Origin of the sequence: Corynebacterium sp. CNJ-954 (assembly GCF_001942345.1) — a bacterium.
In the GTDB taxonomy this organism is placed as follows: domain Bacteria; phylum Actinomycetota; class Actinomycetes; order Mycobacteriales; family Mycobacteriaceae; genus Corynebacterium.
In genome coordinates this window covers 1-24,902 of the sequence record NZ_MKKI01000002.1, presented here as the reverse complement: position 1 = coordinate 24,902, position 24,902 = coordinate 1, and the positions used below count along the sequence as shown (strand labels likewise).

Annotated in this window: 20 protein-coding genes, 2 tRNA genes and 3 pseudogenes; 13 read left to right on the top strand and 12 right to left on the bottom strand. The window is 65.3% G+C overall.

Annotated elements, in window-relative coordinates; genetic code table 11:
* The first annotated feature begins 103 nt into the window (after window positions 1-103).
* Window positions 104-1,258, top strand: a complete 1,155-nt coding sequence (locus tag BJF89_RS00870; protein WP_075811421.1) for a flotillin family protein — start codon at window positions 104-106, stop codon at window positions 1,256-1,258.
* A 24-nt stretch (window positions 1,259-1,282) separates the two neighbouring features.
* Here the strand turns inward: BJF89_RS00870 and BJF89_RS00865 are convergent.
* The 7 genes from BJF89_RS00865 to BJF89_RS00835 all read right to left on the bottom strand — a co-directional run bounded on the left by BJF89_RS00865 (window position 1,283) and on the right by BJF89_RS00835 (window position 6,430).
* Window positions 1,283-1,356, bottom strand: a tRNA-Leu gene (locus BJF89_RS00865).
* A 16-nt stretch (window positions 1,357-1,372) separates the two neighbouring features.
* Window positions 1,373-2,332, bottom strand: coding sequence for a Ppx/GppA phosphatase family protein (locus BJF89_RS00860; RefSeq protein WP_075811419.1), 960 nt, complete (start codon window positions 2,330-2,332; stop codon window positions 1,373-1,375).
* Entirely contained in the window at window positions 2,329-2,886 is a 558-nt protein-coding gene (locus tag BJF89_RS00855) for a DUF501 domain-containing protein (protein WP_075811645.1), read from the bottom strand. The genes BJF89_RS00860 and BJF89_RS00855 overlap by 4 nt, the downstream gene beginning before the upstream one ends.
* Before the next feature lie 56 nt (window positions 2,887-2,942).
* Window positions 2,943-3,668, bottom strand: a complete 726-nt coding sequence (locus BJF89_RS00850; protein ID WP_075811417.1) for a septum formation initiator family protein — start codon at window positions 3,666-3,668, stop codon at window positions 2,943-2,945.
* A gap of 30 nt (window positions 3,669-3,698) precedes the next feature.
* On the bottom strand, window positions 3,699-4,979 hold the full coding sequence (eno, locus tag BJF89_RS00845) for a phosphopyruvate hydratase (RefSeq protein ID WP_075811415.1): 1,281 nt from the start codon (window positions 4,977-4,979) through the stop codon (window positions 3,699-3,701).
* Window positions 4,980-5,069: 90 nt separating this feature from the next.
* Window positions 5,070-5,762 (bottom strand): hypothetical protein, encoded by a 693-nt coding sequence (locus BJF89_RS00840; protein WP_083650413.1) that lies wholly within the window; start codon window positions 5,760-5,762, stop codon window positions 5,070-5,072.
* Window positions 5,759-6,430, bottom strand: a complete 672-nt coding sequence (locus tag BJF89_RS00835) for a metal-dependent transcriptional regulator (protein ID WP_075811411.1) — start codon at window positions 6,428-6,430, stop codon at window positions 5,759-5,761. Before BJF89_RS00835 ends, BJF89_RS00840 begins: the two co-directional genes overlap by 4 nt.
* A gap of 140 nt (window positions 6,431-6,570) precedes the next feature.
* Between BJF89_RS00835 and BJF89_RS00830 the strand changes: the two genes are divergently transcribed.
* From BJF89_RS00830 to BJF89_RS00820, 3 genes and pseudogenes are all read left to right on the top strand, one after another.
* The gene (locus BJF89_RS00830) at window positions 6,571-7,485 is read left to right on the top strand and encodes a metal ABC transporter substrate-binding protein (protein ID WP_255372434.1); all 915 of its coding nucleotides are present in this window, start codon (window positions 6,571-6,573) and stop codon (window positions 7,483-7,485) included.
* Complete coding sequence (locus BJF89_RS00825; protein ID WP_075811409.1) at window positions 7,485-8,183, top strand: metal ABC transporter ATP-binding protein; 699 nt, start codon at window positions 7,485-7,487, stop codon at window positions 8,181-8,183. Before BJF89_RS00830 ends, BJF89_RS00825 begins: the two co-directional genes overlap by 1 nt.
* Window positions 8,183-9,024: pseudogene (locus BJF89_RS00820) on the top strand (metal ABC transporter permease). Before BJF89_RS00825 ends, BJF89_RS00820 begins: the two are co-directional and overlap by 1 nt.
* Before the next feature lie 82 nt (window positions 9,025-9,106).
* Here the strand turns inward: BJF89_RS00820 and BJF89_RS18380 are convergent.
* From BJF89_RS18380 to BJF89_RS18765, 3 genes are all read right to left on the bottom strand, one after another.
* Window positions 9,107-9,601 (bottom strand): hypothetical protein, encoded by a 495-nt coding sequence (locus tag BJF89_RS18380; protein WP_139311825.1) that lies wholly within the window; start codon window positions 9,599-9,601, stop codon window positions 9,107-9,109.
* Window positions 9,602-9,617: 16 nt separating this feature from the next.
* The gene (locus BJF89_RS18375; RefSeq protein ID WP_139311824.1) at window positions 9,618-10,958 is read right to left on the bottom strand and encodes a hypothetical protein; all 1,341 of its coding nucleotides are present in this window, start codon (window positions 10,956-10,958) and stop codon (window positions 9,618-9,620) included.
* Window positions 10,959-11,391: 433 nt separating this feature from the next.
* The gene (locus tag BJF89_RS18765) at window positions 11,392-11,565 is read right to left on the bottom strand and encodes a hypothetical protein (RefSeq protein WP_158026014.1); all 174 of its coding nucleotides are present in this window, start codon (window positions 11,563-11,565) and stop codon (window positions 11,392-11,394) included.
* 120 nt (window positions 11,566-11,685) lie between these two features.
* Between BJF89_RS18765 and BJF89_RS19885 the strand changes: the two are divergent.
* A pseudogene (locus tag BJF89_RS19885) lies at window positions 11,686-12,843 on the top strand (IS110 family transposase); the annotation flags it as partial.
* A gap of 286 nt (window positions 12,844-13,129) precedes the next feature.
* On the opposite strand, the gene BJF89_RS00810 reads toward BJF89_RS19885, so the two are convergent.
* Both BJF89_RS00810 and mfd read right to left on the bottom strand, forming a co-directional pair.
* Entirely contained in the window at window positions 13,130-14,272 is a 1,143-nt protein-coding gene (locus tag BJF89_RS00810) for a MazG nucleotide pyrophosphohydrolase domain-containing protein (protein ID WP_075811407.1), read from the bottom strand.
* Between the two features lie 31 nt (window positions 14,273-14,303).
* Window positions 14,304-18,052, bottom strand: a pseudogene (mfd, locus tag BJF89_RS00805) (transcription-repair coupling factor).
* A 54-nt stretch (window positions 18,053-18,106) separates the two neighbouring features.
* Between mfd and BJF89_RS00800 the strand changes: the two are divergent.
* The 8 genes from BJF89_RS00800 to BJF89_RS00765 all read left to right on the top strand — a co-directional run bounded on the left by BJF89_RS00800 (window position 18,107) and on the right by BJF89_RS00765 (window position 24,692).
* Window positions 18,107-18,178 (top strand) — tRNA-Gln (locus BJF89_RS00800).
* Between the two features lie 121 nt (window positions 18,179-18,299).
* Window positions 18,300-19,769, top strand: a complete 1,470-nt coding sequence (gene glmU, locus BJF89_RS00795) for a bifunctional UDP-N-acetylglucosamine diphosphorylase/glucosamine-1-phosphate N-acetyltransferase GlmU (protein ID WP_075811405.1) — start codon at window positions 18,300-18,302, stop codon at window positions 19,767-19,769.
* A 108-nt stretch (window positions 19,770-19,877) separates the two neighbouring features.
* On the top strand, window positions 19,878-20,843 hold the full coding sequence (locus BJF89_RS00790; protein ID WP_075811403.1) for a ribose-phosphate diphosphokinase: 966 nt from the start codon (window positions 19,878-19,880) through the stop codon (window positions 20,841-20,843).
* A gap of 165 nt (window positions 20,844-21,008) precedes the next feature.
* Window positions 21,009-21,635: a 50S ribosomal protein L25/general stress protein Ctc gene (locus BJF89_RS00785; RefSeq protein WP_075811401.1), complete on the top strand. Its 627-nt coding sequence runs from the start codon at window positions 21,009-21,011 to the stop codon at window positions 21,633-21,635.
* 35 nt (window positions 21,636-21,670) lie between these two features.
* Window positions 21,671-22,240, top strand: coding sequence for an aminoacyl-tRNA hydrolase (gene pth, locus BJF89_RS00780; protein WP_075811399.1), 570 nt, complete (start codon window positions 21,671-21,673; stop codon window positions 22,238-22,240).
* Window positions 22,241-22,250: 10 nt separating this feature from the next.
* Window positions 22,251-22,895, top strand: a complete 645-nt coding sequence (gene pth / locus BJF89_RS00775; protein ID WP_075811397.1) for an aminoacyl-tRNA hydrolase — start codon at window positions 22,251-22,253, stop codon at window positions 22,893-22,895.
* On the top strand, window positions 22,892-23,746 hold the full coding sequence (locus BJF89_RS00770) for a spermidine synthase (RefSeq protein ID WP_075811395.1): 855 nt from the start codon (window positions 22,892-22,894) through the stop codon (window positions 23,744-23,746). Before pth (BJF89_RS00775) ends, BJF89_RS00770 begins: the two co-directional genes overlap by 4 nt.
* Window positions 23,747-23,765: 19 nt before the next feature.
* Window positions 23,766-24,692, top strand: a complete 927-nt coding sequence (locus tag BJF89_RS00765; RefSeq protein ID WP_158026013.1) for a DUF1963 domain-containing protein — start codon at window positions 23,766-23,768, stop codon at window positions 24,690-24,692.
* Window positions 24,693-24,902 lie beyond the last annotated feature (210 nt).

Below are 24,902 nucleotides of genomic sequence, written 5' to 3'. Positions count from 1 at the left end.
TTGTGATTCTCGCCCACCCTGAGAAAGACACGGTCGCTGCGATATGCTCAGGGTGTACTAAGTGTTCTCCTGCACGTTCACCACCGCGACAGAAAGAAAACGAATGCTCTACGACGTCCCGAAGCCGACTGAGGCCCTGCTGATCACGGGTGGCATGATCGCCCGCAAGCCCGACAACCCCTACCGCGTCGTCATCGGCGGCGGCGCCTGGTCCGTACCTGTGCTGCACCGGGTACAGCGTTTCCACATCGGCGCGAACACCGTGAACATCGCGGTGCGTGCCCAGTCGAAGCAGAACGTCGACGTGGACGTCGAAGCCTCGGTGGTGTTCTCCGTGACCGCCGAGAAGAACAGCGTCATCGAGGCCGCCAACCGTTTCCTGGGCGTCGACACCGGCCAGATCGTGTCCACCGCGCAGGACATCTTCTCCGGTGAAACCCGCGCCATGATCGGGCAGCTCACCGTGGAGGAGATGATCTCCGACCGCACGGCGCTGGCCAGCCAGGTGCTGTCCAACGCCGAGCCACGCATGCTGCGGTTCGGCTGGCAGATCGACAGCTTCCAGATCAACTCGATCAGTGACCCGAACGGCTACATCCAGGCACTGTCCGCCCCGGAGCTGGCCCGTGTCCAGCGTGAACGTGCCGTGGCCGAGGCCCAGCGGGACGCCGAGATCGCCGAGGAGCAGCAGAAGTCCGAGCGTCGCAAGTCCGACTTCCAGCGGGAGACCGACACCAAGGTCGCGGAGAACACCAAGGAGATCGCCGCCGCCAAGGCCGAGGCCAACGCCGCGGGCCCGCGTGCCGAGGCTGAGGCCCAGGAGCAGGTCATCGCCGCACAGGCCGCCCTGGCCCGGCGCCGTGCCGAGACCGACCGCGAGGTCGCCGAGGAGCAGGCCCGTCTCGCAGAGTCACAGGCCGCGCTACGTGAGCAGGAGCTGGTCTCTGAGGTCATCAAGCCGGCAGAGGCGGAGGCGGAGCGCACCCGCATCAACGCCGAGGCGAAGGCTGCGGCCCTGCGGACCGAGGCCGCGGCAGTGGCGTCCAACAACGGTGTGATCCTGGACAAGCAGGTCGTCGATCAGCTCCCGGAGATCTTCTCGGCTATGGCGGAGGGCCTCACCGGCGCGAACCTCACCATGGTCGGCGAAGGCCAGGACCTGACCAAGCTGCTCTGCCAGTTCGCCGCGGTGATTCCGAACCTGCGGGAGACCGCTGCCGGGTCGCGGGGTGCGGAGGTCTCAGCTACCGACGCGTAGCAGCCCCCGGCTGCTGCACAAAAGTGCCCCCAGTCGGACTCGAACCGACACTGCGCGGATTTTAAGTCCGCTGCCTCTGCCAATTGGGCTATAGGGGCGCACGACCTGGGTCGTCTAGCTGTTGCGCTCGATGACCTCGGCCAGGATACCGTCCAGGATATCTTTCTCACTGACCGTGATCGACGTCAGCCCCTTGTCCAGGAACCGGGAGGCGAAGACGTCGATCACGATCGCACCGCCACCGATCACGTCGGCACGTCCCGGGTGCATCGCCGGGTGCTCCCGACGCTGCTCCACCGTCTCCCCCAGCAGGGACCGGGCCGTGGACCGGAAGTCCGCCAGGTCGATCTCGGACATGTGGGTCTTCTCCGGGTTGTACTCGGTGAGCCCCTTCTGGATCGCAGCCACGGTCGTCACGGTGCCTGCGACTCCCACGACGCGGGTGACGCTGTCGAGGTCGACGTTCTCCTCCACCGTCGCCATCAGCCCGTCGACGTAGCCCCGGGCCTCGGCGATCTCCTCGTCGGTCGGCGGCACGGTGTGCAGGTAGCGTTCGGTGAGCCGCACGCAGCCCATGTCGGCGGAGTAGGCCTGCCCACTCCCCTCACCGTAGGCGTCGACGACGAACTCGGTGGATCCCCCGCCCAGGTCGATCACGCAGATGTGTCCGTCGGTCGAGTCCATGTCGGCGACCGCCCCGGCGAAGGACAGCTGCGCCTCACGCACACCGGTCACGACCTCCGCCTGCACGCCCGGGGCCACGCGACCCAGATGGCGTCGGGTGATGGCGAAGAAGTCCTCACGGTTCTCCGCGTCACGGGTGGCGGACGTCGCCCCCATCATCACGTCGGTGACACCGTTCATGATCATCCGGTCAGCGTAGATGCCCAGTGCCTCGTCGACGCGGTCGAGCGCGGCGTCGGCGAAACGTCCGGTGGCGTCCACCCCCTGACCCAGCCGGACGATGATGTTGTCGCGGTTGATCTCCCGCAGCGTCCCGTCCTCCAGGACCTCACTGATCAGCAGGCGGATCGAGTTCGTTCCGCAGTCGATGGCGGCGTAGGTGCCGGTCACTGGTCCTCCTCGTCAGAACGGTCATAGGTCATTTCGTCGACGTGCTCGTCGAACGCCGCCTCGATGGACGTCCCGAGGTCCTCCGGGGTGGGCCAGTCGGCGGGGATGGCGGTACCGGACAGCTTCGGGGTGTGTGCCGCCGCCAACGCCACCGCCTCCGTGCCCAGGCGGACGCGTGAGGGCCCCTCGGCCAGCGCGTAGGCGATGAGCACATGCAGGCACTTCACCCGGTCCGGCATACCGCCGCCGGAGAAGTCCGTGCCCAGCGACTCGATGGCGTTGCGCTCCGCCAGGTAGTGCTCGTGTGCGGCCTGGTAGTCGGCGGCCAGTTCAGCGTCCTCCCGTAGACGCGCCTGCATCGTGCGCATCACCCCGGCCACCTCCAGTCGGGACGCCTCGGCGGTCAGCCGCGGATCGGTGAGGTAGTACAGCGTGGGGAACGGTGTGCCGTCCGGCAGACGCGGGGCGGTCTTGACCACGGCCGGCGCCCCGTCCGGGGTGCGGTAGGAGACCTCGATCGCACCACGGATCTTGCGTCCGAGCTGGCGGGACATGGTCTCGTAGTCGGCGTCACTCACGGTGCTGCCGGTGCTCACGGTGCCGTCGGTCACTACTGTGCTCCCTGCTGTTGTTGCTGCTGCTGTTCCTGCAGTTCGCGCTGCAGGTCCGGGTCGCCCTCCTGGGCCGGCGCCTCCGGCTGGTCCGGGTCAATCGGGAGATTACCGGATTCACCGTTGCGACCGTCGTCCTGCCCCGACCCACCGTCTCGACCGGCGTCGCCGTCCTCGTCGTCGGGGGTGGCGACGGAACCCCACAGTTGGGTGTACCAGGGGTCGGGTTCCGAATCATCGTGTTCCACGCCCGGGTCGGTCGGCGAACTGGTGTCGATACGAGGGTCCATCAGCCGGAAGGCGGACTCCCCCGGCTCCACGACCCCGAGGCGCGTCCGGGCCTGTTCCCGGACATAGGCCTCACTGATGTACCGGTCGAGTTCGGCGTTCAGGTCATCGCGTTCCGCCAGCTGCCGTTCGATGGTGGCGTTCACCTCGGCGATCTCGGCACGCTGCTGGAAGTAGTTGCGCAACGGCGTCGCCACGGACAGTGCCACGAACGCCACCACCAGGATCACCGCGACGGTGACCAGCGGATTCATCTTCTTCGGAAGTTCAACGAAGGAACGGGCCAACTTGCGTGGCGCCTGACGCACCTCACGCTGACGCCGGTCCCGCTTCTCCACCGACCGTGGTCGTGGCAGACCAGGACCGTCGGCCCGGGCGCTGTCGCGCTCGTCCGACGGTCTCGTGGCTTCCCGGTCCCTCCGGTCACGTGTACCCATGGGGACCGATTCTAGCCCGTTGCCCCGGGACTACTTCGCAGTGAACCGCGGGAAGGCCGACGCACCGGCGTAGACCGCGGCACCTTCCAGGTAGCTCTCAATGCGCAGCAGCTGGTTGTACTTGGCCACACGCTCGGAACGGGCCGGGGCACCGGTCTTGATCTGGCCGCAGTTCAGTGCGACGGCCAGGTCGGCGATGGTGGTGTCCTCGGTCTCACCGGAGCGGTGGGACATCATCGACTTGTAGCCGCTGTTGTGTGCCAGCGCGACGGCGTCGAAGGTCTCGGTGAGGGTACCGATCTGGTTGACCTTGACCAGCAGGGCGTTGGCGACGTCCTCGTCGATACCGCGGCGCAGGCGCTCCGGGTTGGTGACGAAGAGGTCGTCGCCGACGAGCTGGACCTTGTCACCGATCTCCGCGGTGAGCTTGGCCCAGCCCTCCCAGTCGTCCTCGTGCAGCGGGTCCTCGATGGAGACCAGCGCGTACTCCTCGACGAGTTCGCCGTAGACCTTCGCCATCTCCTCGGCGGTGCGCTTGCCACCCTCGAAGTTGTAGTGGCCGTCCTCGTAGAACTCGGAGGCGGCGACGTCGAGCGCGAGGGCCACGTCGGTACCGAGGGTGTAACCGGCGGCGGAGATCGCCTCGTCGATGACGTCCAGCGCGGCACGGGTGGAGTCGACGGAGGGGGCGAAGCCGCCCTCGTCACCCAGGCCGGTGGACAGGCCCTTGTCCTTCAGCACCTTCTTCAGGGAGTGGTAGACCTCTGCACCGATGCGCAGGGCCTCGCTGAAGGTCTCAGCACCGATCGGGGCGATCATGAACTCCTGGACGTCCACCCCGGAGTCGGCGTGGGCGCCGCCGTTGAGGATGTTCATCATCGGCACGGGCAGGACGTGGCCGTTGGGGCCGCCGATGTAACGGAAGAGCTGCAGGCCGGCGGACTCGGCGGCGGCCTTGGCCACGGCCATGGAGACACCGAGGATGGCGTTCGCGCCGAGGCGGGACTTGTTGGGCGTGCCGTCCAGCTCGATCATGGCCTGGTCCACCAGCCGCTGGTCGTCGGCCTCGATGCCTGCCAGAGCCTCGTCGATCTCACCGATGACGTTCTTGACGGCCTCGAGGACGCCCTTGCCGAGGTAGCGGTCGCCACCGTCCCGCAGTTCGTGTGCCTCGTGCACACCGGTGGAGGCGCCGGAGGGCACGGCGGCCCGTCCGACGGAGCCGTCGTCCAGACCGACCTCGACCTCGACTGTCGGGTTACCACGGGAGTCCAGGATTTCGCGGGCGATGATCTGCATGATTTCGGCCATATGGGTGTCAGCCTCCTCGGCTGGAGAAGTCGGTGGGATATCAGTCACCACCATACTGCCCTATCCGCACCGCGTCCGTCAGCCAGCCGGTCAGGCCGCCTGACCCAGTGCGTAGTTCGCCGCGGCGTCGCGTACCGAGATCATGTACTCCTCGGACCGGTTGTAGCTGAACAGTGCCCGGCTCCACCCGTCGGCGGTGTCCAGGTCCCGGTCGTGCCCGCAGAGCAGGCGTCCGGCGGCCGCGGCGGCGTCGCCGATGTCGTGCGGGTCTCCCCCGGCGCCGTAGATCCCCCAGGATTCGGGGAGGAACTGCATCGGCCCGACGGCACGGTCGTAGTCCGGGTCACCGTCGAGTTCGCCGTCGTCGGTGTCCGGGACCTCCATGAAGTCACCCGAGCCGTCCAACCGCGGACCGATGATCCGACCGCCGTCCTCTCCCGCACCGTAGGTGCCGTGGTGCGACTCGATGAAGCCGATACCCGCCAGGGTGTTCCAGGCGATGTTGCAGGACGGGAACTCCGACGCCACCGTCTGGGCGCCACTGATGTAGCCGGCGAGATGGTCCTCCGGCATCGAGAGTGACTCGGCGGTCGCGGCGAGGTCGTGCACGGTCGAGGCACGTGCCGGGGGCACGTCGTCCGGTACCGGGACACGCTCCTCCTCCGGTTCGCGCTCGTCGACGAGAAACACCCCGACGACGATGACGACGAGCAGGACGGTTGCGATCAGGCCGACGAATCCACCGCACCCGGCACGGCCACTCGGACGGGGGCCTGCTGTCACTGGTCCTCCGCGAGGCAGAGGATGGCCGACAGTGACGCGACGGAGAGCTGGACGTCACGTCCCTCCACCGTGAGCACCGCCATGTCCGGATAGGGGCGTTCACCGACGACGAGGTGAACTCCCGGCGCGATGCCGTTGTCCTGGAGGTAACGCAGCAGCGCGCCGTCGCGGTCGCTGATCCGGTCGACGAGGAGTCGCTGACCCACCGTCGCCTCCGAGAGCGGTTCGGTGTCCGGGACGGCGATCTTCCCGTCTCCGTCGGGGATCGGGTCGCCGTGGGGGTCGCGGACGGGGTGGCCCATGGCCGCGTCGATGCGGGCGATGAAGGTGTCGGACACGGCGTGTTCGAGGACTTCGGCTTCGTCGTGGACCTCGTCGACGCCGTAGTCGAGTTCGCGCAGCAGGTAGGTCTCGATGAGCCGGTGGCGGCGGACCATCTGCAACGCCAGCTGGCGGCCGTCCTCGCTGAGGGTGATGTCCCCGTAGGGCGCATGGACGACGAGCCCCTCGGCGACGAGCCTTTTCACCGCCTCCGACGCGGTGGAGCGGCGCTGCCCCAGCTCATCGGCGAGGACGGAGAGGGACGCGCCGCTGCGGTCCCACTCCTGGAGATCGTAGATCTTCTTGAGGTAGTCCTGCGACCGGTCCGGCAGATCGGTGACATGCATGGCGGTGAGTCTACCCCAACTCACCCTGTGCTCCGCCTGTACTCCATGGAACCGGTCTCACCGGCACCGTTGTCATTGTCGGGTATTGAAGTATAGAGTTCGCATCATTGAACTTACTCAACCGACCATGGAGAACTCCTGTGATCCGTATTATCCGCAGAACCACCGCAGCAACGACCTCGGTCCTCCTTGCCGGTGGTCTCGTCGCCTGCTCGTCCGATGACGCACGGGGCGGCACCCCTGACACCCCCGAGGTCCTCGCCACCTTCACGATCCTCGCCGACATGGCCCAGGAGGTCGCCGGTGACGCCCTCGAGGTCTCCTCACTGACCCGGCCCGGCGCCGAGATCCACGGGTACGACCCCACTCCGGGGGACATCCGCACCGCCGCGGGCGCCGAGGTGATCCTCAGCAACGGCCTGGGCCTGGAGAACTGGGTGGACAAGCTCACCGCGGATTCCGACGCCACCCGGGTCACCGTCACCGAGGGCATCGACCCGGTCCCGATCGAAGGCACCGACGAGCCCAACCCCCACGCCTGGATGAGCCCGACGCTGGCGAAGGTCTACGTCGACAACATCGTCGACGCCCTCAGCGACGTCCGGCCCGATGACGCGGACACCTTCCGGGACAACGCCGAGGCATACAAGAGCCGGCTCGACGAGGTCCAGGGCGACCTCACCGACGGGTTGTCCCACCTGCCGGAGAGCCAGCGTGCCCTGCAGACCTGCGAGGGTGCCTTCAGCTACCTCACCCGGGACGCCGGCATGGCAGAGAGCTACATCTGGCCGGTGAACTCCGACGCGGAGATCACCCCCGACCAGATCCGCGCGGCCGCGTCCTTCGTCGAGGACAATGACGTCCCCGCCGTCTTCTGTGAGTCCACCGTGGACCCCGGCCCGAAGGAGCAGCTCATCCGGGACACCGGCGCCCGTGACGGCGGCACGCTCTACGTCGACTCCCTCACCGAGGACGGCGGCGACGCCCCGACCTACCTCGACCTGATCCGCTACGACGTCGACACCATCGTCAAGGGCATGCGGGGCGACCGCTAGTGGGACACGCCATCACCCTGCGCGAGGTGTCGGTGAGCTACGGCACGGTCCGCGCCCTCGAGGACGTCTCCCTGGAACTGGACGCCGGTGCAATCCACGGACTGATCGGCATGAACGGGTCCGGCAAGTCCACGCTGTTCAACACCCTCACCGGCGGCGTCCGCCCCGACAGCGGGACGGTCTCGGTGTCCGGCAGCACCGCCTACGTCCCCCAGTCGGAGAAGGTCGACTGGACCTTCCCGGTCAGTGTGCGCGACGTGGTGCTGACCGGCCGCTACGGGCACATGGGCCTGCTCAAACGCCCGCGTGCGGCCGACCGGCGCGCGGTGGACGACGCCCTCACCCGCACCGACCTGACCGCACTCGCCGACCGTCAGATCGGACAGCTCTCCGGCGGGCAGAAGAAACGGACGTTCGTCGCACGGGGCCTGGCACAGGACGCCGGCGTCATACTGCTCGACGAGCCGTTCGCCGGGGTCGACACGGTCAGTCAGGCGACGATCAGTGACCTGCTGCGCGCCATGGCCGACGACGGTCGCTGCGTCCTGATCTCCACCCACGACCTCGGCTCGGTCCCGGAACTGTGCGACACCGTCACCATGCTGCAGCGCACGGTCGTCGCCCACGGTGCCCCGGCCGACGTCCTCACCACCGACAACCTCATGTCCACCTTCAGCACCCCCGGAACGGAGGCATGATGTCCGACATCCTGTGGTTCCTCGAACCCCTCGACTACGGCTTCATCCAACGCGCCCTGGCCGTGGCCACAGTCACGGCCGTGATCGCAGGCCTGCTGTCCTCCTGGCTCGTCCTCATCGGCTGGTCATTGATGGGTGACGCGGTCTCCCACGCCGTCCTCCCCGGCGTGGTGGTCTCCTACATCCTCGGCTGGCCGTTCGCCATCGGCGCCCTCATCGCCGCACTCCTCGCCGTCGGCATGGTCGGGGCGGTGGGCCAACGCACCACGTTGAAGGGCGACACGGCCATCGGGGTCATCTTCACCGCACTGTTCGCCCTCGGACTCGTCCTTGTCTCGGTGACCCCGGCGGGGACGAACCTGCAGGAGATCCTCTTCGGTAACCTGCTCGGCATCTCCCAGGAGTCGCTGGTCCAGGTGCTCATCTTCGGCGCGCTTGCCTGGTGATCATGCTCGTCATGCGACGCAACATCACCGCCTGGGCCTTCGACCCTGAGCACGCCCGCATCATCGGGATGCACACCGGTGCAATCAGGTGGACGGTGATGGTCTGCCTCGCACTGGTCGTCGTGGCCTCCATGCAGGCCGTCGGTGTGATCCTCGTGGTCGCACTGCTCATCACTCCCGGGGCGACGGCCTACCTGTTGACCCGACGGATCGGCCGGATGATGCTGATCGCCCCGGCCGTGGCGTGGTGCAGTTCAGTCGCCGGGATCTGGCTGAGTTTCTACGAGGACATCTCCGCCGGCGGCTCCATCGTGCTGGTCCAGGCCGGGATCTTCCTGCTGGTCTACATCTTCGCGCCCCGCGAGGGACTGGTGACCACGGCCAATAGAGAATAATCCCAGCATTCCCTAAAAGAAGACCTAAAAGATTAACGATAGAACCCGGAAATGCACCTGTCTTATATAATCTAGGCCAACTCTACACATCACCGCGAGTAAGCCAACCAGCATGATGAATCAATGGCAAGGCAGATATTCTAACGTTATCCATAAAATCCAACATCCCCTTCTTGGATACCCCATCTCCACGGGCAATACATTCCGCAAAAAACATGTCCTTATGGGAAATAAAGAGAACTTTTCCTTCCTCATCAGCCATCGCACACCAATCAGAATGATCTCCCCAGAAGTCAAATTCATTCTGATGCAGCGGAGCAAAGGCCGACTTATTGCCCACCTTTTGAAGAATCTGAGATATATGCATTCTCCCATCTTCCATCACGGAAATAGCATAGGAACTTGATGTAGGGAGTTTCCGCCCCTCACTAAACGACGGAAGCTCTTCAAAATCAGAAAGATCCTTCAGAAGCGATTCCGGAGTAAGCTCCTGCGGCATAAATATTGCAGGCACGCAACGATTTCCACTCACATTAAGTAACGACATAAGTAGAAAACTAGAATCGATATCATACATTCCCAAACTCCCCTGTTTATGAATCGAAAATGTCAAGATATATTGGCCGTCCGTTCAGCCGTCGGCCGAATATGAACGGCGCACCTCTTGGTTGATTAAACTGACCCCCTTCCGAGAGATAGCGGCGGATCGCCAATACTTCAGTACCCCGATCGCGCACCTCTTCGTCCACATCAGTTCTGTTATTCCCGAACATCCAGGAGATAAATTTCTGCAACAGTCCTCCCACATCGGGAGCAGCAGCTAGCACCGAATTCAAAGTCGCCGGCTGCCCCGTTGCGAGCGCCACCGGAACAACGGAAAAACCAGATACCAAAGTATCGGTTAGCCGTGTCCCAGCATCGGACCGTTTACGCTCCTTCCGCGTCAGCTCCTGTGCGAGCCGTTTAATGTCATCGACAATGACAATGCGCTCAGAAGCCGATCCTGTCTGAGATAGGAGCTGGAACCTCGATTTCGAGGCAATACGCCATTCCTCCAAGTGGTCCATTTCTCGGATATTGAGCAAGTATCTCGCGTCATTGTGCAATAATGATGTTGCATCTAATGCTGGAACATCCATCATGGCGTTAAGGCCATTCATATTACGCATGCTTACTGCTTCTGAACCAGTTCGAAACTGATTATTATTAAACTTTTCGACAGATGGAATATTATCAAGAAGCCAATCAAGAACTTCTTTCCCCGCAAAGAAGCTAGGCAAATACAAGTCAAAGTATTCGGACCTATTAACTATTTCATTAAAAGACCGAAAGAATTCCTGGAACCATAGGGACAGGGACTGGAGGGATATAAGTTCGGATACCGAATCGATTTCACTACCAGTAGCGCTGAGCTTATCTTTAACTACAGAGCGCATATCTACATCAGCCATTCTAGCCAGTTCCAAGCTCATCTCATCACTTATAAGAGCATTCTCCCTCGCCACGTAGTAGAGCAGACTGGCACGCTCCAGTGGGGCGTATTTAGCAATTCTCCGTAAACTCCATATAACATAGTCAACGCTGTTATAGTAACCAATTTGCTGATCTATAGCTTTCTCATAATCACCCGTAGCGACCCACTCCCCCACTTCGTCCACCACTGCAACTTGATCAGCATAATTCAACGATCTGGTGACAAACTCGAATTCTAGATCATATGGAGTTACTCCGCCCCCTTCATAGTCAGAAAGAAAGGCGGGACGGTATGACGTTGAAGATTTTCTAGGAACGGGGTCGAGTTCAGTTATTGAATATTCTTCAGCAACGGAAAGAGCAATCTCCTTGCCTTTCCCAGGATCTCTCGTGGCCTTCCATACGGAAAGATCAGTAGCCTCTTCACCAAGTAAATTATCCAGGATCTCAGATACAAACATAATGAACCCAACCTCACCTCGAACGATGAACTCTGCCTGCGTCCTCTGTCAGAGCTGACAGCGCTCTAACTACCTCGTGCACCATCGGCTCCTTCGACGCTAATCGAGACATCTTAGTATAGCAACAATAGTTCGCTTACAAACGTTAGCATATTTTTCCGCACAAGGACATCAACTTGACCATAGTCAATCGCGCCTGCTTAGGTAGCCCGTTCAACTCTCTCAATTCGCTGTCACTGGCTTGGTTCTGCCGTACCCCCATGGTGGGTCGAACTGGCAACCCCTACCTCCGTCATTCCGAAGCCCACAAGCTTTCTGCTCAAAGGGTAAGGACGCAGGGTCTCGTCAACGTCGTTGAAAAGCCGTGATGACCAGTGATGTTGGTCGTCTCGGATCACGGCTATGTCGCCGCAGCGCTGCAGCCATACACATCTCACCCGACAAGCGCAGCACACTGATCGCTGTACTGCGCAAGCTCACCCTCACCGGTGGCCCTGCCCCCGGTGCGGATCTGGCTGCGATCCTCGTCGAAGAAGACGCCACGAACCCAGTGCATTTTGTTCTCAATGGCCCAATGCGACTGCGACCACGCTGCAAACTTCTGCACCGGGGCATCCAGATGCCCCGGTACCTTGATTCTGTCCCCGTAGGCTCGGGGGCAGGTCACTGGCCTCGGTATGGCTGATTCACCCTGTTGTTCGACATGAGTCCCAAGTGGTGTTGCCCCGACTGCACCGAGGTCTACGACAAGGCCCTGCCCCAGGATGAAGCCAGCCTGCGCACCGTCTTCGACGAACTCAAGGCCCACGGCATGGTCCTGTTGATCGTCGACCAGCCCAACACCATCGGAGCTCTGCCCGTCGCCGTCGCGAGGACCTGCGACTGCAGCGTGGCCTACCTGCCTGGCCTGGCGATGCGAAAAGCCGCTGATTTATACCCCGGACGGGCGAAAACGGATCAGAGGGACGCGTTCATCATCGCCAACACCACCCGAACCATGCCGCACACCCTGCGTGCGTTGGACCGCAACGCCGAAGTGTTTCCCGCACTCAAGATGCCGTCCGGCCTCGACGACGACATCGTCCGCAACTGCACCCGCACAATCAACAGGCTGCGCAGCATCCTGGTGCAGATCTACCCGTCACTGGAACGCGTCTTCCTCGGTGAGATCATCCAACGAGCCAACGTGGGTGCACCTGCTGATCCACTACGGAGGGCCGACGAAGCTGAAGCACTCCGGCAAGAGCCGGGTACTGGCCTGTTCACGTAAGCGGGCGACGAAGGACACCGAAGCCCTGGTCGACAGCATCTTCGCCGCGCTGGCGGCACAGACGGTCACCGTACCCGGCACCGCCGCGGCAGAGATCGCCACTCCGATGCTGACGACCAACATCAAAGCGTTGAAAACCCAACGCGACTCCATCGCCGCGCAGGTCGAGGAGATGCTTGATGACTTCCCTCTTGCCTGAAACCGGCTGCAGCCTCGATGTCGATGCCGGGGGTCGGCATCACGAGCCGGGCGCCGAAAATCCTGCTGGCCGTCGGCGGCTGTTCCGACTGCCCGGATACCGCCCACCTGGCCGCCTACACCGGCATCGCCCCGGTGACCAGGCGGTCCGGTCCATCGATCAAAGATGAGTTCCCGGCCAGATCTGGCAACAAGAGACTCAAGAACGCCCTGTTCAAATCCGCGTGGATCGCATCGAACTGTCACAACGCGTCCCGGTCGTACTACACCAAGAAACGCGCCGAAGGTAAACGGCACAACGCTGCGGTGATGTGCCTGGCTCGCCGCAGGTGCATCATCGTCTTCGCGATGCTCACCCGCGGTGAACTCTTCCGCGAATTCCCGCTACGAGCCACCGCGGAGACTGCCGCAGCCTAGATCGCTGAACTGGCCCCTGCTGCCCCGGAGGCGTCGCAGACTCCGGAAACGCCCGGACCTCACGTCTACGCCACCATGTTCGAAGTCAGGCCACCGGAGGTCAGGGCACCATGTCGAGGAAACTACGCTCCTCGGGGGGGTGACAATCTAGATATGGACACCCCTCCTGTCGAGGGTGCCGGAGTCAGTAAATAGCACCTCACGCAAGTAATCACCGGCGACATAACTCACTCAAGAGATGCTAATCGCTCTGCAGTAAACAAGACGAGGGTATGGAACGTTCGGTTCAGGAACCCCATCTGTCGGATGGTGCCTCGGCCGAGCCGCCCCCGAAGCGGTTCTCCAGCTCACGGCGGAACGTCTCCACCGCAGTGATCAGCCGGTTGTCCGAGTCGCCGACGTTGTCCCGTTCCAGGCCGATCATCGGGAACCGGATGTCCGTCGGGATCTCGGAGTCGTGCAGACCGTTCCGACGGGCCAGGATGATGACCTCTTCCGCCGCAGCCAGTGCCGATGGTGCCGAGGCCGTCTCTGTCGGGTTCGTCACCGCGGCGAATGTCGTCGCATGCGGTTCCTCACGGTGTGCCGGCTCCTCCTTGTGCGCCGGCTTCCCCTCGCTGACCCGTCCCTCGGCCCACAGCCGGTCCTGCTCGTCGCGGGACACCGGACGCTCCACGTCCTCGAAGAGGTACGGAGCCCGTGACCGCATCTTCGCCACGAATGCACCGGCGACGTGCCCGATGTCAAACGCGCCCCGCCGGTTGGCGATCTCCGCGTGGAAGAGCACCTGCAGCAGGATGTCCGACAGTTCCGTGCACAGCTCCTGCTGGTCGATCCCGGACTCGTCCTCACCGGGGCCCACCTGGTCGATGACCTCGGCCAGTTCCTCGGTCTCCTCCCGCAGGTAGGCCAACAACGAGTGGTGTGTCTGGGACTGCTCCCACTCCCCCTGGCGCATCGCGCGGGTCATCAACGCCACGGCGTCCTCGACCTCGTCCATCACCGACGACGGCACCTCGGTGCGCGAGGTCCGACGCAGCCCGGCCACCGCGGCGGTGTGGTCGTCCGTGCCGACGATCTCCCCGTCCACGACGCCGCCGCCTGAGTAGTCCACGGCCGCAGGTTGCTGCTCGACCGGCGCCGTGTCCGACGCCGCCTCGATCTCCCGGTCCCCGGCCATTTCCATCAGCAGACTCGGCGCCTTGACCAGGGTGTCCCCCCGCTCGAGGCGCTCCATGACGGCTTCATTGGCGAGGTCGGTGGTGACGATCACCTCGGTGTCGTCCACCGTGTGCCCGCCGAGGTCGGCGATGACCCAACGGATCCGCACGGGCACCTCCTCGGTGTAGCAGACGTCATCACCGAGCAGCGGTACCGCCTCCACAGGCAGCATCGCGGGGAACCTGGGATCCAGCAGCACGACTGACATGGAGGTCAGTGTACCGGGTGACCGTCCGGTCTCAGCGGGTAACCGGCTCCGTGTGTCCGGCCACCGCTGTGACGTCGCGTCGCGGCACGCCCGCCAGGTCCGTGAGCACGTTGGCACACCACTGCACCAGGTCGAGGTCGCGCAGGGCGACGGCCCGCATCCCGGACCCCTCCTTCGGCACCGGGACCAGCACCGTCTTCGGTGTCGCCCGGTACGTCGCCGCGGGGAACAGCCGCTTGAGACGCACCTGCCCGGAGTCCGCCAGCGTGATCGGGGAGAAACTGATCTTCGCCCCGGTCTGGATGACCTCGGTGACGTCCAGGTCCCGGCACACCATCCGCAGACGTGCGACGACCACGAGCCGCTGCACCTCCTCGGGGATGTCACCGTAACGGTCACGCAGCTCCTCCAGGACCTGCTCCAGTGCCTCGTCGTCGGTGGCTTCGGCGAACTTGCGGTACGCCTCCAGCCGCAGCCGCTCGCTGGCGATGTAGGTCACCGGAATGTGGGCGTCGACGGGCAGGTCGATCCGGATCTCGCGGCGTTCCGCCGTGTCCGAACCGTCCACCGTCTCGCCGTCCGCCATCGCGCGGAAGGCTCGACAGCTTCACCGACAAGCCGGACGTAGAGGTCGAAACCGACCCCGGCGATGTGCCCGGACTGCTCGGCACCCAGGACGTTGCCCGCACCACGCATCTCCAGGTCCTTCATCGCCACCGCCATGCCGGCGCCGAGGTCATTGTTCTGCGCGATCGTGGTCAGCCGGTCGTAGGACGTCTCGGTGAGCGTCTCCCCCTTCGGGTAGAGGAAGTAGGCGTAGGCGCGCTCACGCGACCGCCCGACACGTCCGCGCAGCTGGTGCAGCTGGGACAGGCCCATGTGGTGCGCGTTCTCCACGATCAGGGTGTTGGCGTTGGCGATGTCCAGCCCGGTCTCGACGATGGTCGTGCACACCAGCACGTCGAACTCCCGGTCCCAGAACCCCTGCACCGTCGTCTCCAGCTGCTCCTCGCTCATCTGCCCGTGGGCGACGACCACCCGTGCCTCCGGGACGAGCTGCCGGATCCGCGAGGCGGTGTCCTCGATGCTCTTGACCTTGTTGTGGACGTAGAAGACCTGCCCGTCGCGCAGCAGCTCCCGGCGGATCGCCGCGGCCACGTGCTTCTCGTCCTGCGAGCCGACGTAGGTCAGCACCGGATGCCGGTCCTGCGGCGGGGTGAGGATCGTCGACATCTCACGGATGCCCGCCATCGACATCTCCAGGGTGCGCGGGATCGGTGTGGCCGACATCGTCAGCACGTCGACGTGGGTACGCAACGACTTGATGTGTTCCTTGTGCTCCACACCGAATCGCTGCTCCTCGTCGACGACGATCAGCCCCAGGTTCTTCCACTGGATACCGGTGCCCAGCAACCGGTGGGTGCCGATCACGATGTCGACGGTGCCGTCGGCCATGCCCGCGAAGATCTCCGTGGACTCCTTCGGCGAGGTGAACCGGGACAGTTCCCGGATCTGTGTGGGAAAGTCCTGCATCCGTTCGACGAACGTGCGGTAGTGCTGCTGCGCCAGCAGGGTGGTCGGCACCAGCACGGCGACCTGTTTGCCCGACTGCACCGCCTTGAACGCCGCGCGCACCGCCACCTCGGTCTTGCCGTAGCCGACGTCACCGACGATCACCCGGTCCATCGGCACCGGCTTCTCCATGTCACCCTTCACCGCCTCGATGGCGTTGAACTGGTCCTCGGTCTCCGTGAAGGGGAACGCCTCCTCCATCTGCCGCTGCCACGGTGAGTCCGGGTCGAAGGCGTACCCGGGTGCGGCCTGCCGGGCCGCGTAGAGCTGCACCAGCTCCCCGGCGATCTCCCGGACCGCCCCACGTGCCTTCTTCTTGGTGTTCTTCCAGTCCGACCCGCCCATCTTCGACAGCGACGGCTTCTCGCCGCCGACATAGCGGGACAGCAGGTCCAGCTGGTCCATCGGGACGTAGAGCTGGTCACCGGGGCCGCCCCGCTTCGACGGGGCGTACTCCAGCACCAGGTACTCACGTCGGGACGCGTCCGGACCCTTGCCGATCGTCCGCTCGGTCATCTTCACGAACTTGCCGATGCCGTGCTGGTCATGGACGACCAGGTCCCCCGGGGCCAGGGCCAGCGGATCCACCCGGTTGCGTTTCTTGGCGGGCTTACGGCGCCCGGTCGCACTGGCCTCGACACGGTTACCCGTGACGTCGGACTCGGTGATGAACAGCAGCTCCCGGGTGTCCAGGCCGGAATGCGCCGCGGCCTGGTAGATGCTGACCGTCCCTGTGGCGGGCACCTCGTCGGGGGTGTGCTTCGACCGCCGCATCCTGCCCTGCCCGGTGATGCCGTCGAGATCCACGCCCACGGCCTCCGCGGCGATCCCCGCCTCCCGGAACCGCCGCAGCATCCGGGCCACGATCGTCGGCGACGGTGCAGCGTAGGCCACCCGTCCGCCGTCCTCCACCCGACGACGGATCGTGGACATCAGCTGGCCGATGGCCTCCATCTCGCCGTGCGGTGCCGGAGCGACGTCGAAGTCGAGCAGCAGCGGCTCAGCATCGCCGTCGTCAGAGCCGTCGTCCCAGTCCGCCACGCCGGTCGGCGACAACGTCCACCACGGCACCCCCAGCACGTCCTGCGTCTTCTGCAGCGACGCCATGCTCCGGTACCCCGCCCGGTCCACGTCCCGGTCACCGGAACCGTCGGCGATGGCGCTCACGTCCACCGGAGCGGCACCACCCATCGCCGCGACCTCCCACCCCGCGGCGAGGAACTCGCGACCGGTCGCGATGAGGTCCTCGGCGCGTCGCTGCACGGCGGCCGGTGCGAGCACCACGGTATGGGCGCCGTCGGGCATGAGCTCGGGAAGCGTCTGCATCGGCCCGTTGTAGAGCAACGGGATCAGCGACTCCATGCCCTGCACCGGAGTGTGCTGGCTGATCTTGTCGAACGCCTCCGCCAGCTCCGGGTTCCCCGCGTTCTCCCGCGCCAGCGACTCCGCCCGCCGGGCGACGTCATCGGTGATCAGCAGTTCCCGGACAGGATGGGCGAAGACCGCCTGCGTGACCGCCTCCGGGATCGTCCGCTGGTCCCCCACCGAGAAGGCTCGGACCTCACTGACCTCGTCACCCCAGAACTCGACACGCACCGGCATCTCCGCGGTCGCCGGGAAGATGTCGAGGATCCCGCCACGGGTCGCGAACTCCCCACGGCGACCGACGACGTCGGAGTGCGTGTAACCGAATTCCACCAGGCGCTTCTGCACCTCGGCGAAGTCGAGTTCCTCGCCTTCCACCAGCCGCACCGGTTCCACGTCCCCCAGGCCGGCCATCACCGGCTGGACCACCGAACGGGTGGGGGCGACGAGTACCTGCACCTGTCCGTGGGCGAGCCGGTAGAGCGCCTGACGACGCTGCGAGACCGTCTCCACACCCGGTGACAGCCGCTCGTGCGGCAACGTCTCCCAGGACGGCACCATCGCCACGGTGTCCCCCAGCATCGCGGTGAGCTGGGCCGTCAGGTCCTCGGCCTGGCGCCCCGTCGCGGTCACCAGCAGCACCGGGGCACGCTGTGCCAGCGCGCCGACGGCGAACGGCCACGCCGCCTCCGGGCCCTGCAGGTGCAGGCGTCGGTCGCCGACGTGGGTGACCATGCCCCTCAGCTTCGGATCGGAGGCGACGGAACGCAGCACCCCGGACAGCGGCGGTGTCGGGGTTGTGTGGGTGGCACTCATGGGCAACCATCGTAGTCTGACGACCATCAGGTAGAGTGACCGGTTGACCGGGACGGGCGATCGAGCTCCAGCCCCGGACGTTCCCCCATGGTGTAATCGGCAACACTGCGGTTTTTGGTACCGTCATTCCAGGTTCGAGTCCTGGTGGGGGAGCTTTTCGTGTCCGGGAGGTGCGGCCCGTGCACCGTTTCCGATGTGTACGGCGTTAGACTGTCGGTCATTCGCGTGATCCACGTCCGCAGCCGACCGCCAATGTGTAAGGACACCGCCCATCGTGACTGAACAGAACAAGCCGGTCGCCGTCGTCGTACTCGCCGCCGGTGCCGGGACCCGCATGAAATCCGCCACGCAGAAGACCCTGCACTCCATCGGGGGCCGGACCCTGCTGGCGCACAGTCTGCACGCCGCGGACACCGTCTCCCCCGAGCGCATCGTCGCCGTCGTCGGTCACGGCCGCGACCAGGTCGGCCCCGCCGCCGAGACGATCGCCGGGGAACTCAGCGCCCCGGTCGACCTCGCCGTGCAGGAGGAGCAGCTCGGCACCGGTCACGCCGTCCAGTGCGCCATGCCCGCACTGGAGGGGTTCGAGGGCACGGTCATCGTGACGAATGCCGACGTCCCGCTGCTGACCGGCGACACCCTGGGGCACCTGCACGCCGCACACACCGAGGTGCCGACGGCCGTGACGGTGCTGACCACCGACCTGACGGACCCCTACGGTTACGGCCGCATCATCCGTAACGACGAGAACGAGGTCACCGCCATCGTCGAGGAGAAGGATGCGACGGAGGCTGAACGTGAGGTCACCGAGATCAACTCCGGCGTCTTCGCCTTCGACGCCGCGATCCTGCGCGATGCGCTGACCCGCCTGCGCACGGACAACTCCCAGGGCGAGCTCTACCTCACCGACGTCCTCGGCATCGCCCGGCACGACGGCCACCCGGTGCGCGCCTACCGCTCCGAGGACTACCGTGAGCTCGCCGGCGTCAACGACCGGGTCCAGCTCGCCGCCGCCGGCAAGGAACTCAACCGTCGCACGGTCGCGGCCGCGATGCGGGGCGGTGCCACCGTCGTCGACCCCGCGACCACCTGGATCGACGTCGAGGTCACCGTCGGTACCGACGTCACCGTGCTGCCCGGCACCCAGCTCAAGGGCCGCACCTCGATCGCCGCCGGCGCCACCGTCGGTCCGGATTCCACGCTGCAGGACGTGACCGTCGGCGAGGGAGCGTCGGTCGTGCGCACCCACGCACTCAACGCCGTCATCGGTGCGCACGCCGAGGTCGGCCCCTTCACCTACCTGCGCCCCGGCACCGTCCTGGGCGAGGAGGGCAAGCTCGGCGGCTTCGTCGAGGCCAAGAACGCCACCATCGGCCACGGCACGAAGGTCCCCCACCTGACCTACGTCGGCGACGCCACGATCGGCGACTACTCCAACATCGGTGCGTCGAGCGTCTTCGTCAACTACGACGGCGTGAACAAGCACCACACCACCGTCGGCTCCCATGTCCGGACCGGTTCCGACACGATGTTCATCGCACCTGTCACCGTCGGGGACGGTGCCTACTCGGGTGCTGGGACAGTGATCAAGGACGATGTCCCGGCCGGGGCGTTGGCCGTGTCGGGCGGCCAGCAGCGCAACATCGAGGGGTGGGTCCAGCGCAAGCGTCCCGGAAGCGCCGCCGCTGAGGCTGCTGAGGCGGCCCAGGCCGCTGAGACACCTGAGACGCCTGAGGAATCCTGACCCCGACGGGGTTAGCCGGATTGGTTCGGGCGAAGCCCCGTCTTAGACTCACAGCAGCGATAAGCTCAAGCCCCACACCCTCCCCAAGTCGGAAAGGTCGTAGAATCCGTGTCCCACTGGATCGACAACCAGAAGAACCTGATGCTCTTCTCCGGTCGTGCCCACCCAGAGCTCGGCGAGGCCGTCGCCCGTGAGCTGGGGATCGCCCTGACCCCCACCACGGCGCACGACTTCGCCAACGGCGAGATCTTCGTCCGGTTCGAGGAGTCGGTCCGCGGCTCGGACGCCTTCGTCCTGCAGTCCCACCCCCAGCCGCTGAACAAGTGGGTGATGGAACAGCTGATCATGATCGACGCGCTCAAGCGCGGATCCGCCAAGCGCATCACCGCGATCCTGCCGTTCTACCCCTACGCCCGCCAGGACAAGAAGCACCGCGGCCGTGAGCCCATCTCCGCCCGGCTAATCGCCGACCTGCTCAAGACCGCCGGCGCCGACCGTATTGTCTCGGTCGACCTGCACACCGACCAGATCCAGGGCTACTTCGACGGCCCGGTCGACCACATGCACGCAATGCCGATCCTCACCGACTACATCATCGGCAAGTACGGCAAGGACAACCTCTGCGTGGTCTCTCCCGACGCCGGTCGCGTGAAGGTCGCCGAGAAGTGGTCGAACGTGCTCGGCGGTGCCCCGCTGGCGTTCGTCCACAAGACCCGCGACATCGACGTGGCCAACAGCGTCACCGCCAACCGTGTCGTCGGTGACGTCGAGGGCATGACCTGCATCCTGCTCGACGACATGATCGACACCGGCGGGACCATCGCCGGTGCCGTGAAGGTCCTGCGTGAGGCCGGTGCCGGCGACGTCATCATCGCCACCACCCACGGTGTGTTCTCCGACCCGGCCCGGGAGCGGCTCGACAACTGCGGCGCCCGCGAGGTCATCACCACCGACACGCTCCCGCAGAGCACCGAAGGCTGGGACAACCTGACCGTCCTGCCGATCGCCCCGCTGGTCGCCAAGACCATCCACGAGATCTTCGAGAACGGTTCGGTCACAACCCTCTTCGAGTGATACACTCTTGACCGTCTCGGCGAGGGCTGGTTCATACCGGCCGTTATCGGCGCGCATACGTTCCAGGGTGTTCGGCACCACGGGACGGTCACCGCACCATGAGCCGCAGCAGAGTCTGCGGCTTTTTTCGTGAGACCGATCAGTTCCGACATCTAGGAGATCACCATGGCAACGAACATCACCCGCATCAGCGGCCTGCCGCGCACCGAGTTCGGCAAGGGCGCGTCCCGCCGTCTGCGTCGCGACTGGCGCATCCCGGCCGTCCTCTACGGATCCTTCCACGAGCCGATCCACGTCAGCTTCGAGCTGCTCGAGTTCCAGGGCATCGTCCGCAACCACGGCGCCAACGCCATCCTCGAGGTCGAGATCGACGGCGAGGACAACCTCTGCATGATCAAGGCCGTCGACCAGAACGTCCTGACCCTGGACATCGACCACGCCGACCTGCTCTCCGTCAAGCGCGGCGAGACCGTCGAGGTCGACGTCCCCGTCGTCGCCGAGGGCGAGGCCGCCCCGGGCACCCAGGTCGTGCAGGACGCCGACACCGTCACCATCGAGGCCGACGTGCTCTCCATCCCCGAGGAGATCACCTTCTCCATCGAGGGCAAGCTGATCGGTGACCAGATCACCGCCGGCGACCTGAAGATGCCGGGCAACACCTCCCTGGTGTCCGACGCCGACACCCTGATCGTCAACATCATCGAGCCCGAGGTCGCCCCGGAGCCCGAGGAGACCGACGAGGCTGCCGGAGAGGCCGAGGCCGAGGCTCCCTCCGAGGAGTCCGCGGAGTAGTTTTACGCCGCACCCCGGTATGGGAGACTGGATCAGTGAACAGCACTGACCGGTCTCCCTTTCTCGTTGTCGGCCTCGGAAATCCCGGGGCACAGTACGACGGCACCCGCCACAACGTCGGCGCCATGGTCCTCGACGAGCTCGCCGGGCACTGCGGCGGCCCGGCGGGCCCGGCAAGCTTCAGCACGAACCGGAAGCTCAACGCCCGGGTCGCTGAGACCCGGATCGGAGACCGGCGCGTGGTCCTCGCCGTCCCCCGCAGTTACATGAACCAGTCGGGCGGGCCGGTGAAGGCTCTCGCCTCCTACTACCGGGTACCTGTCGACTCCGTCCTCATCGTCCACGACGAACTGGACCTCGACCCGGGCACGGTGAAGCTGAAGTCCGGCGGAGGACTGAACTCGCACAACGGTCTCCGCGATATCGCGAAATCCCTGGGGACGCGGGACTTCCCGCGGGTACAGGTCGGCATCGGACGCCCACCCGGACGCATGACGCCGGCATCCTACGTCCTCAAGCCTTTCTCGAAGAACGAACGCGCGGAGCTGCCGATCACCCTCGCAGACGCCGCGGACCTGATCCTCGACCTGGCGGCCGGTCGGTAGACTCAGCGGCATGAGCCTGCTCTCCCGCCTGACGGCCTTCTTCCGACGTCGCCCCGCCTCTCCCGGGGCCGATGCCCTGGCCCCCGCCCAATGGCTGGTCATCGGGATGGGAAATCCCGGTGCGAAGTATGCCGGGACCCGGCACAACGTCGGCTACCTCGTCGCCGACCTGCTGCTCGACAGGTCGGACGCCGACGCCCTCCGCGGCATCCCGGGGACGAAGGCCCAGGTCGCCCGGGTGGAGATCGACGGTCACGGCGTGCTGCTGGTGCGCTCGACGACGTACATGAACCTGTCCGGCGAGGCGGTCGCCCCACTCGCCACCAGTTACGGGGTCAGTCCGGACCATGTCATCGTCATCCACGATGAACTCGACCTGCCCGCCGGGAAGGTCAAGGTGAAGCTCGGTGGCAACGAGAACGGTCACAACGGGCTGAAGTCGGTCACCGCTGAACTGGGGACCCGCGACTACGTGCGCATCCGCGTCGGCATCGGACGTCCTGCCGCGGGGACCGGCGTGATCGACCACGTCCTCTCCCCGCTGGACGACGACACCGACTGGGACGCCGTCGTCGCTACCGCCGCCGACGCCGTCGGCATCACCGTCACCCGCGGGCTCTCGGCGGCACAGAACGAGATACACTCCCGGGCGTGAGCAACGCGAAGAAGAAGACCGCCCGCCTGCCGTCCCCTGTCGCCGGGACGTACGAGGGGGACTACGGCATCCTCGAGCTCGAACCGGATCCTCACGTCACCGACGGATGGCTGATCAGCGTCAACGGCGTGCCGAGCAGCCACGTCGTCCTCGGAAACCCACGCCAGCTCGTCTTCGAGTACATGCAGTGGATCGCCAGTGGACTACGCGCGCACGTCACCGGACACCTGGATCCGTCCAGCCTGCGGGTCACGCATCTCGGCGGCGGCGCCTGCACGCTGGCCCGCTATGTGGCGGACGTCTACCCGGACTCGCGCAACACCGTCGTCGAGCTCGACGGTGAGCTGGCCCGGCTCGCCCGCGAGTGGTTCGACATCCCCCGCTCTCCGCGGGTCAAGATCCGCGTGGACGACGCCCGTGACGTCGCAGAATCATTCGCCCCCGCCAGCCGCGATGTGATCATCCGCGACGCCTTCGCCGGTGCGGTCACCCCGACCGGCCTGACGACGGTGGAGTTCTTCCGGGACTGCCACCGGGGCCTGGCGCCCGGCGGGATATACATCGCCAACTGCGGCGACCATTCCGACCTGCGCGGCGCGAAAGCCGAGCTCGCAGGCATGGCCGAGGTGTGGGAGCACCTGGCCGTGATCGCCGATCCGTCGATGCTCAAGGGGCGCCGGTACGGCAATATCATCCTGCTCGCGTCGGACGTCCCCCTGCTGGAGACCGGGTCCACCGCCCACGCCACGGTGACCCGTGAGCTTCTCGGTGGCGCGGTACCTGCGCAGTACAAGGATGATGCCTGGGTGCGACGGTTCTTCTCCGGTGCGAAGCCGCGGTGGGCCAGCTGACGCGGTTACACTGGCCAGCATGTTTGAGTCACTTCAGGAAGCGCGGGCGGCCGTGGGGAGACATGTCGCGCCAGAACACGTGGACAAGGTGCTGAACGTCCTCATACCGGCGATCGGCCTGAAGCCCGGTGAACCGGGCAACACCGTCCGCGGCGATTCAAGGCTCGGTGGCGAACCAGAACTTCCGGTCGGCATGGAGTGGCCGCGTCCGACACCGCCGGCAGATCCCGCGGACATCGCAGGCCGGGGAAACTCATCCGCGGAGCAGGCGATGCTGGACCACCTTTCCCGGAACCTGCCCTTCGCTTCCGTCGCCCAGATCGACCTTGCCGAGGCCCATGCACTGGGGGAGGTCGCGGCGGACCTGCCAGACACCGGCCGTCTCCTCTTCTTCTACGACTTCTGCGTGGGCCCCTGGGAGAACGGGCAACGAGTCGCCAGGGTCATCTGGGACGCTTCCCCGGTCAACCAGACCGCACCGGCCGCGCTACCCGGCGACCTGGCTAACGTCGCTACGCACGGTACGGAACACTTCGGCAAGGAGTTGTTCCACGCCCCGGCCCGCCCGGTGACACTGTTCAGCGGAGTGACCATCCCCGTCGAGACCAGCAATGCTCCCGAAACGGAGTACGTGTTTGAACCGGGCGGACTCGCCGACGTCACCGACGGGGTCGAAGACTTCTGGGATGAAGACGACTGCTGGTTGGGGTGGCGGCATCATCAGCTGCTCGGAACCCCCGTCCCGCTCCAGAGCGATCCGCGGGACTACATTGCCGGATACGGTACTGATGAGGAGGTCTCGGACTGGAAGTTGCTGTTCCAGCTGGAAATCAACGATTGGAGTGGCGAGAGATTCGACGAGGGGGACGTGTACTTCCTCATCCGGACCGCTGACCTCGCGGCACGTCGCTTCGATCAGGTCCAGGCCGTCTACCAACAGACCTGAAACTGCAGAACCCGGCTTCCCGATTCTACTAGAACTCTTGTTCTAATTATTCCACCTGTTGCGCCTTTCATGTCCACCCTGTCCGATACAGTGTTCGTATCCGAAGGAGGGGACCATGACCAGCACGTACACCACCGAACCCACCACCGGCGAGAGCTACACCTCTCTGGCCACCACCTACTCCGTCCAGATCAACACCGCCGAGCTCGA

Excerpts from the sequence above, each read along its gene's own strand:
- BJF89_RS00870 (WP_075811421.1), top strand. The coding sequence starts at position 104 with ATGCTCTACGACGTCCCGAAGCCGACTGAGGCCCTGCTGATCACGGGT.
- BJF89_RS00850 (WP_075811417.1), bottom strand. The coding sequence starts at position 3,668 with ATGGGTACACGTGACCGGAGGGACCGGGAAGCCACGAGACCGTCGGAC.
- BJF89_RS18380 (WP_139311825.1), bottom strand. The coding sequence starts at position 9,601 with ATGTATGATATCGATTCTAGTTTTCTACTTATGTCGTTACTTAATGTG.
- BJF89_RS00835 (WP_075811411.1), bottom strand. The coding sequence starts at position 6,430 with ATGCATGTCACCGATCTGCCGGACCGGTCGCAGGACTACCTCAAGAAG.
- BJF89_RS00810 (WP_075811407.1), bottom strand. The coding sequence starts at position 14,272 with ATGTCAGTCGTGCTGCTGGATCCCAGGTTCCCCGCGATGCTGCCTGTG.
- eno (WP_075811415.1), bottom strand. The coding sequence starts at position 4,979 with ATGGCCGAAATCATGCAGATCATCGCCCGCGAAATCCTGGACTCCCGT.
- BJF89_RS00855 (WP_075811645.1), bottom strand. The coding sequence starts at position 2,886 with ATGTCCCGCCAGCTCGGACGCAAGATCCGTGGTGCGATCGAGGTCTCC.
- BJF89_RS18375 (WP_139311824.1), bottom strand. The coding sequence starts at position 10,958 with ATGTTTGTATCTGAGATCCTGGATAATTTACTTGGTGAAGAGGCTACT.
- pth (WP_075811397.1), top strand. The coding sequence starts at position 22,251 with ATGAGCCTGCTCTCCCGCCTGACGGCCTTCTTCCGACGTCGCCCCGCC.
- BJF89_RS00785 (WP_075811401.1), top strand. The coding sequence starts at position 21,009 with ATGGCAACGAACATCACCCGCATCAGCGGCCTGCCGCGCACCGAGTTC.
- BJF89_RS00765 (WP_158026013.1), top strand. The coding sequence starts at position 23,766 with ATGTTTGAGTCACTTCAGGAAGCGCGGGCGGCCGTGGGGAGACATGTC.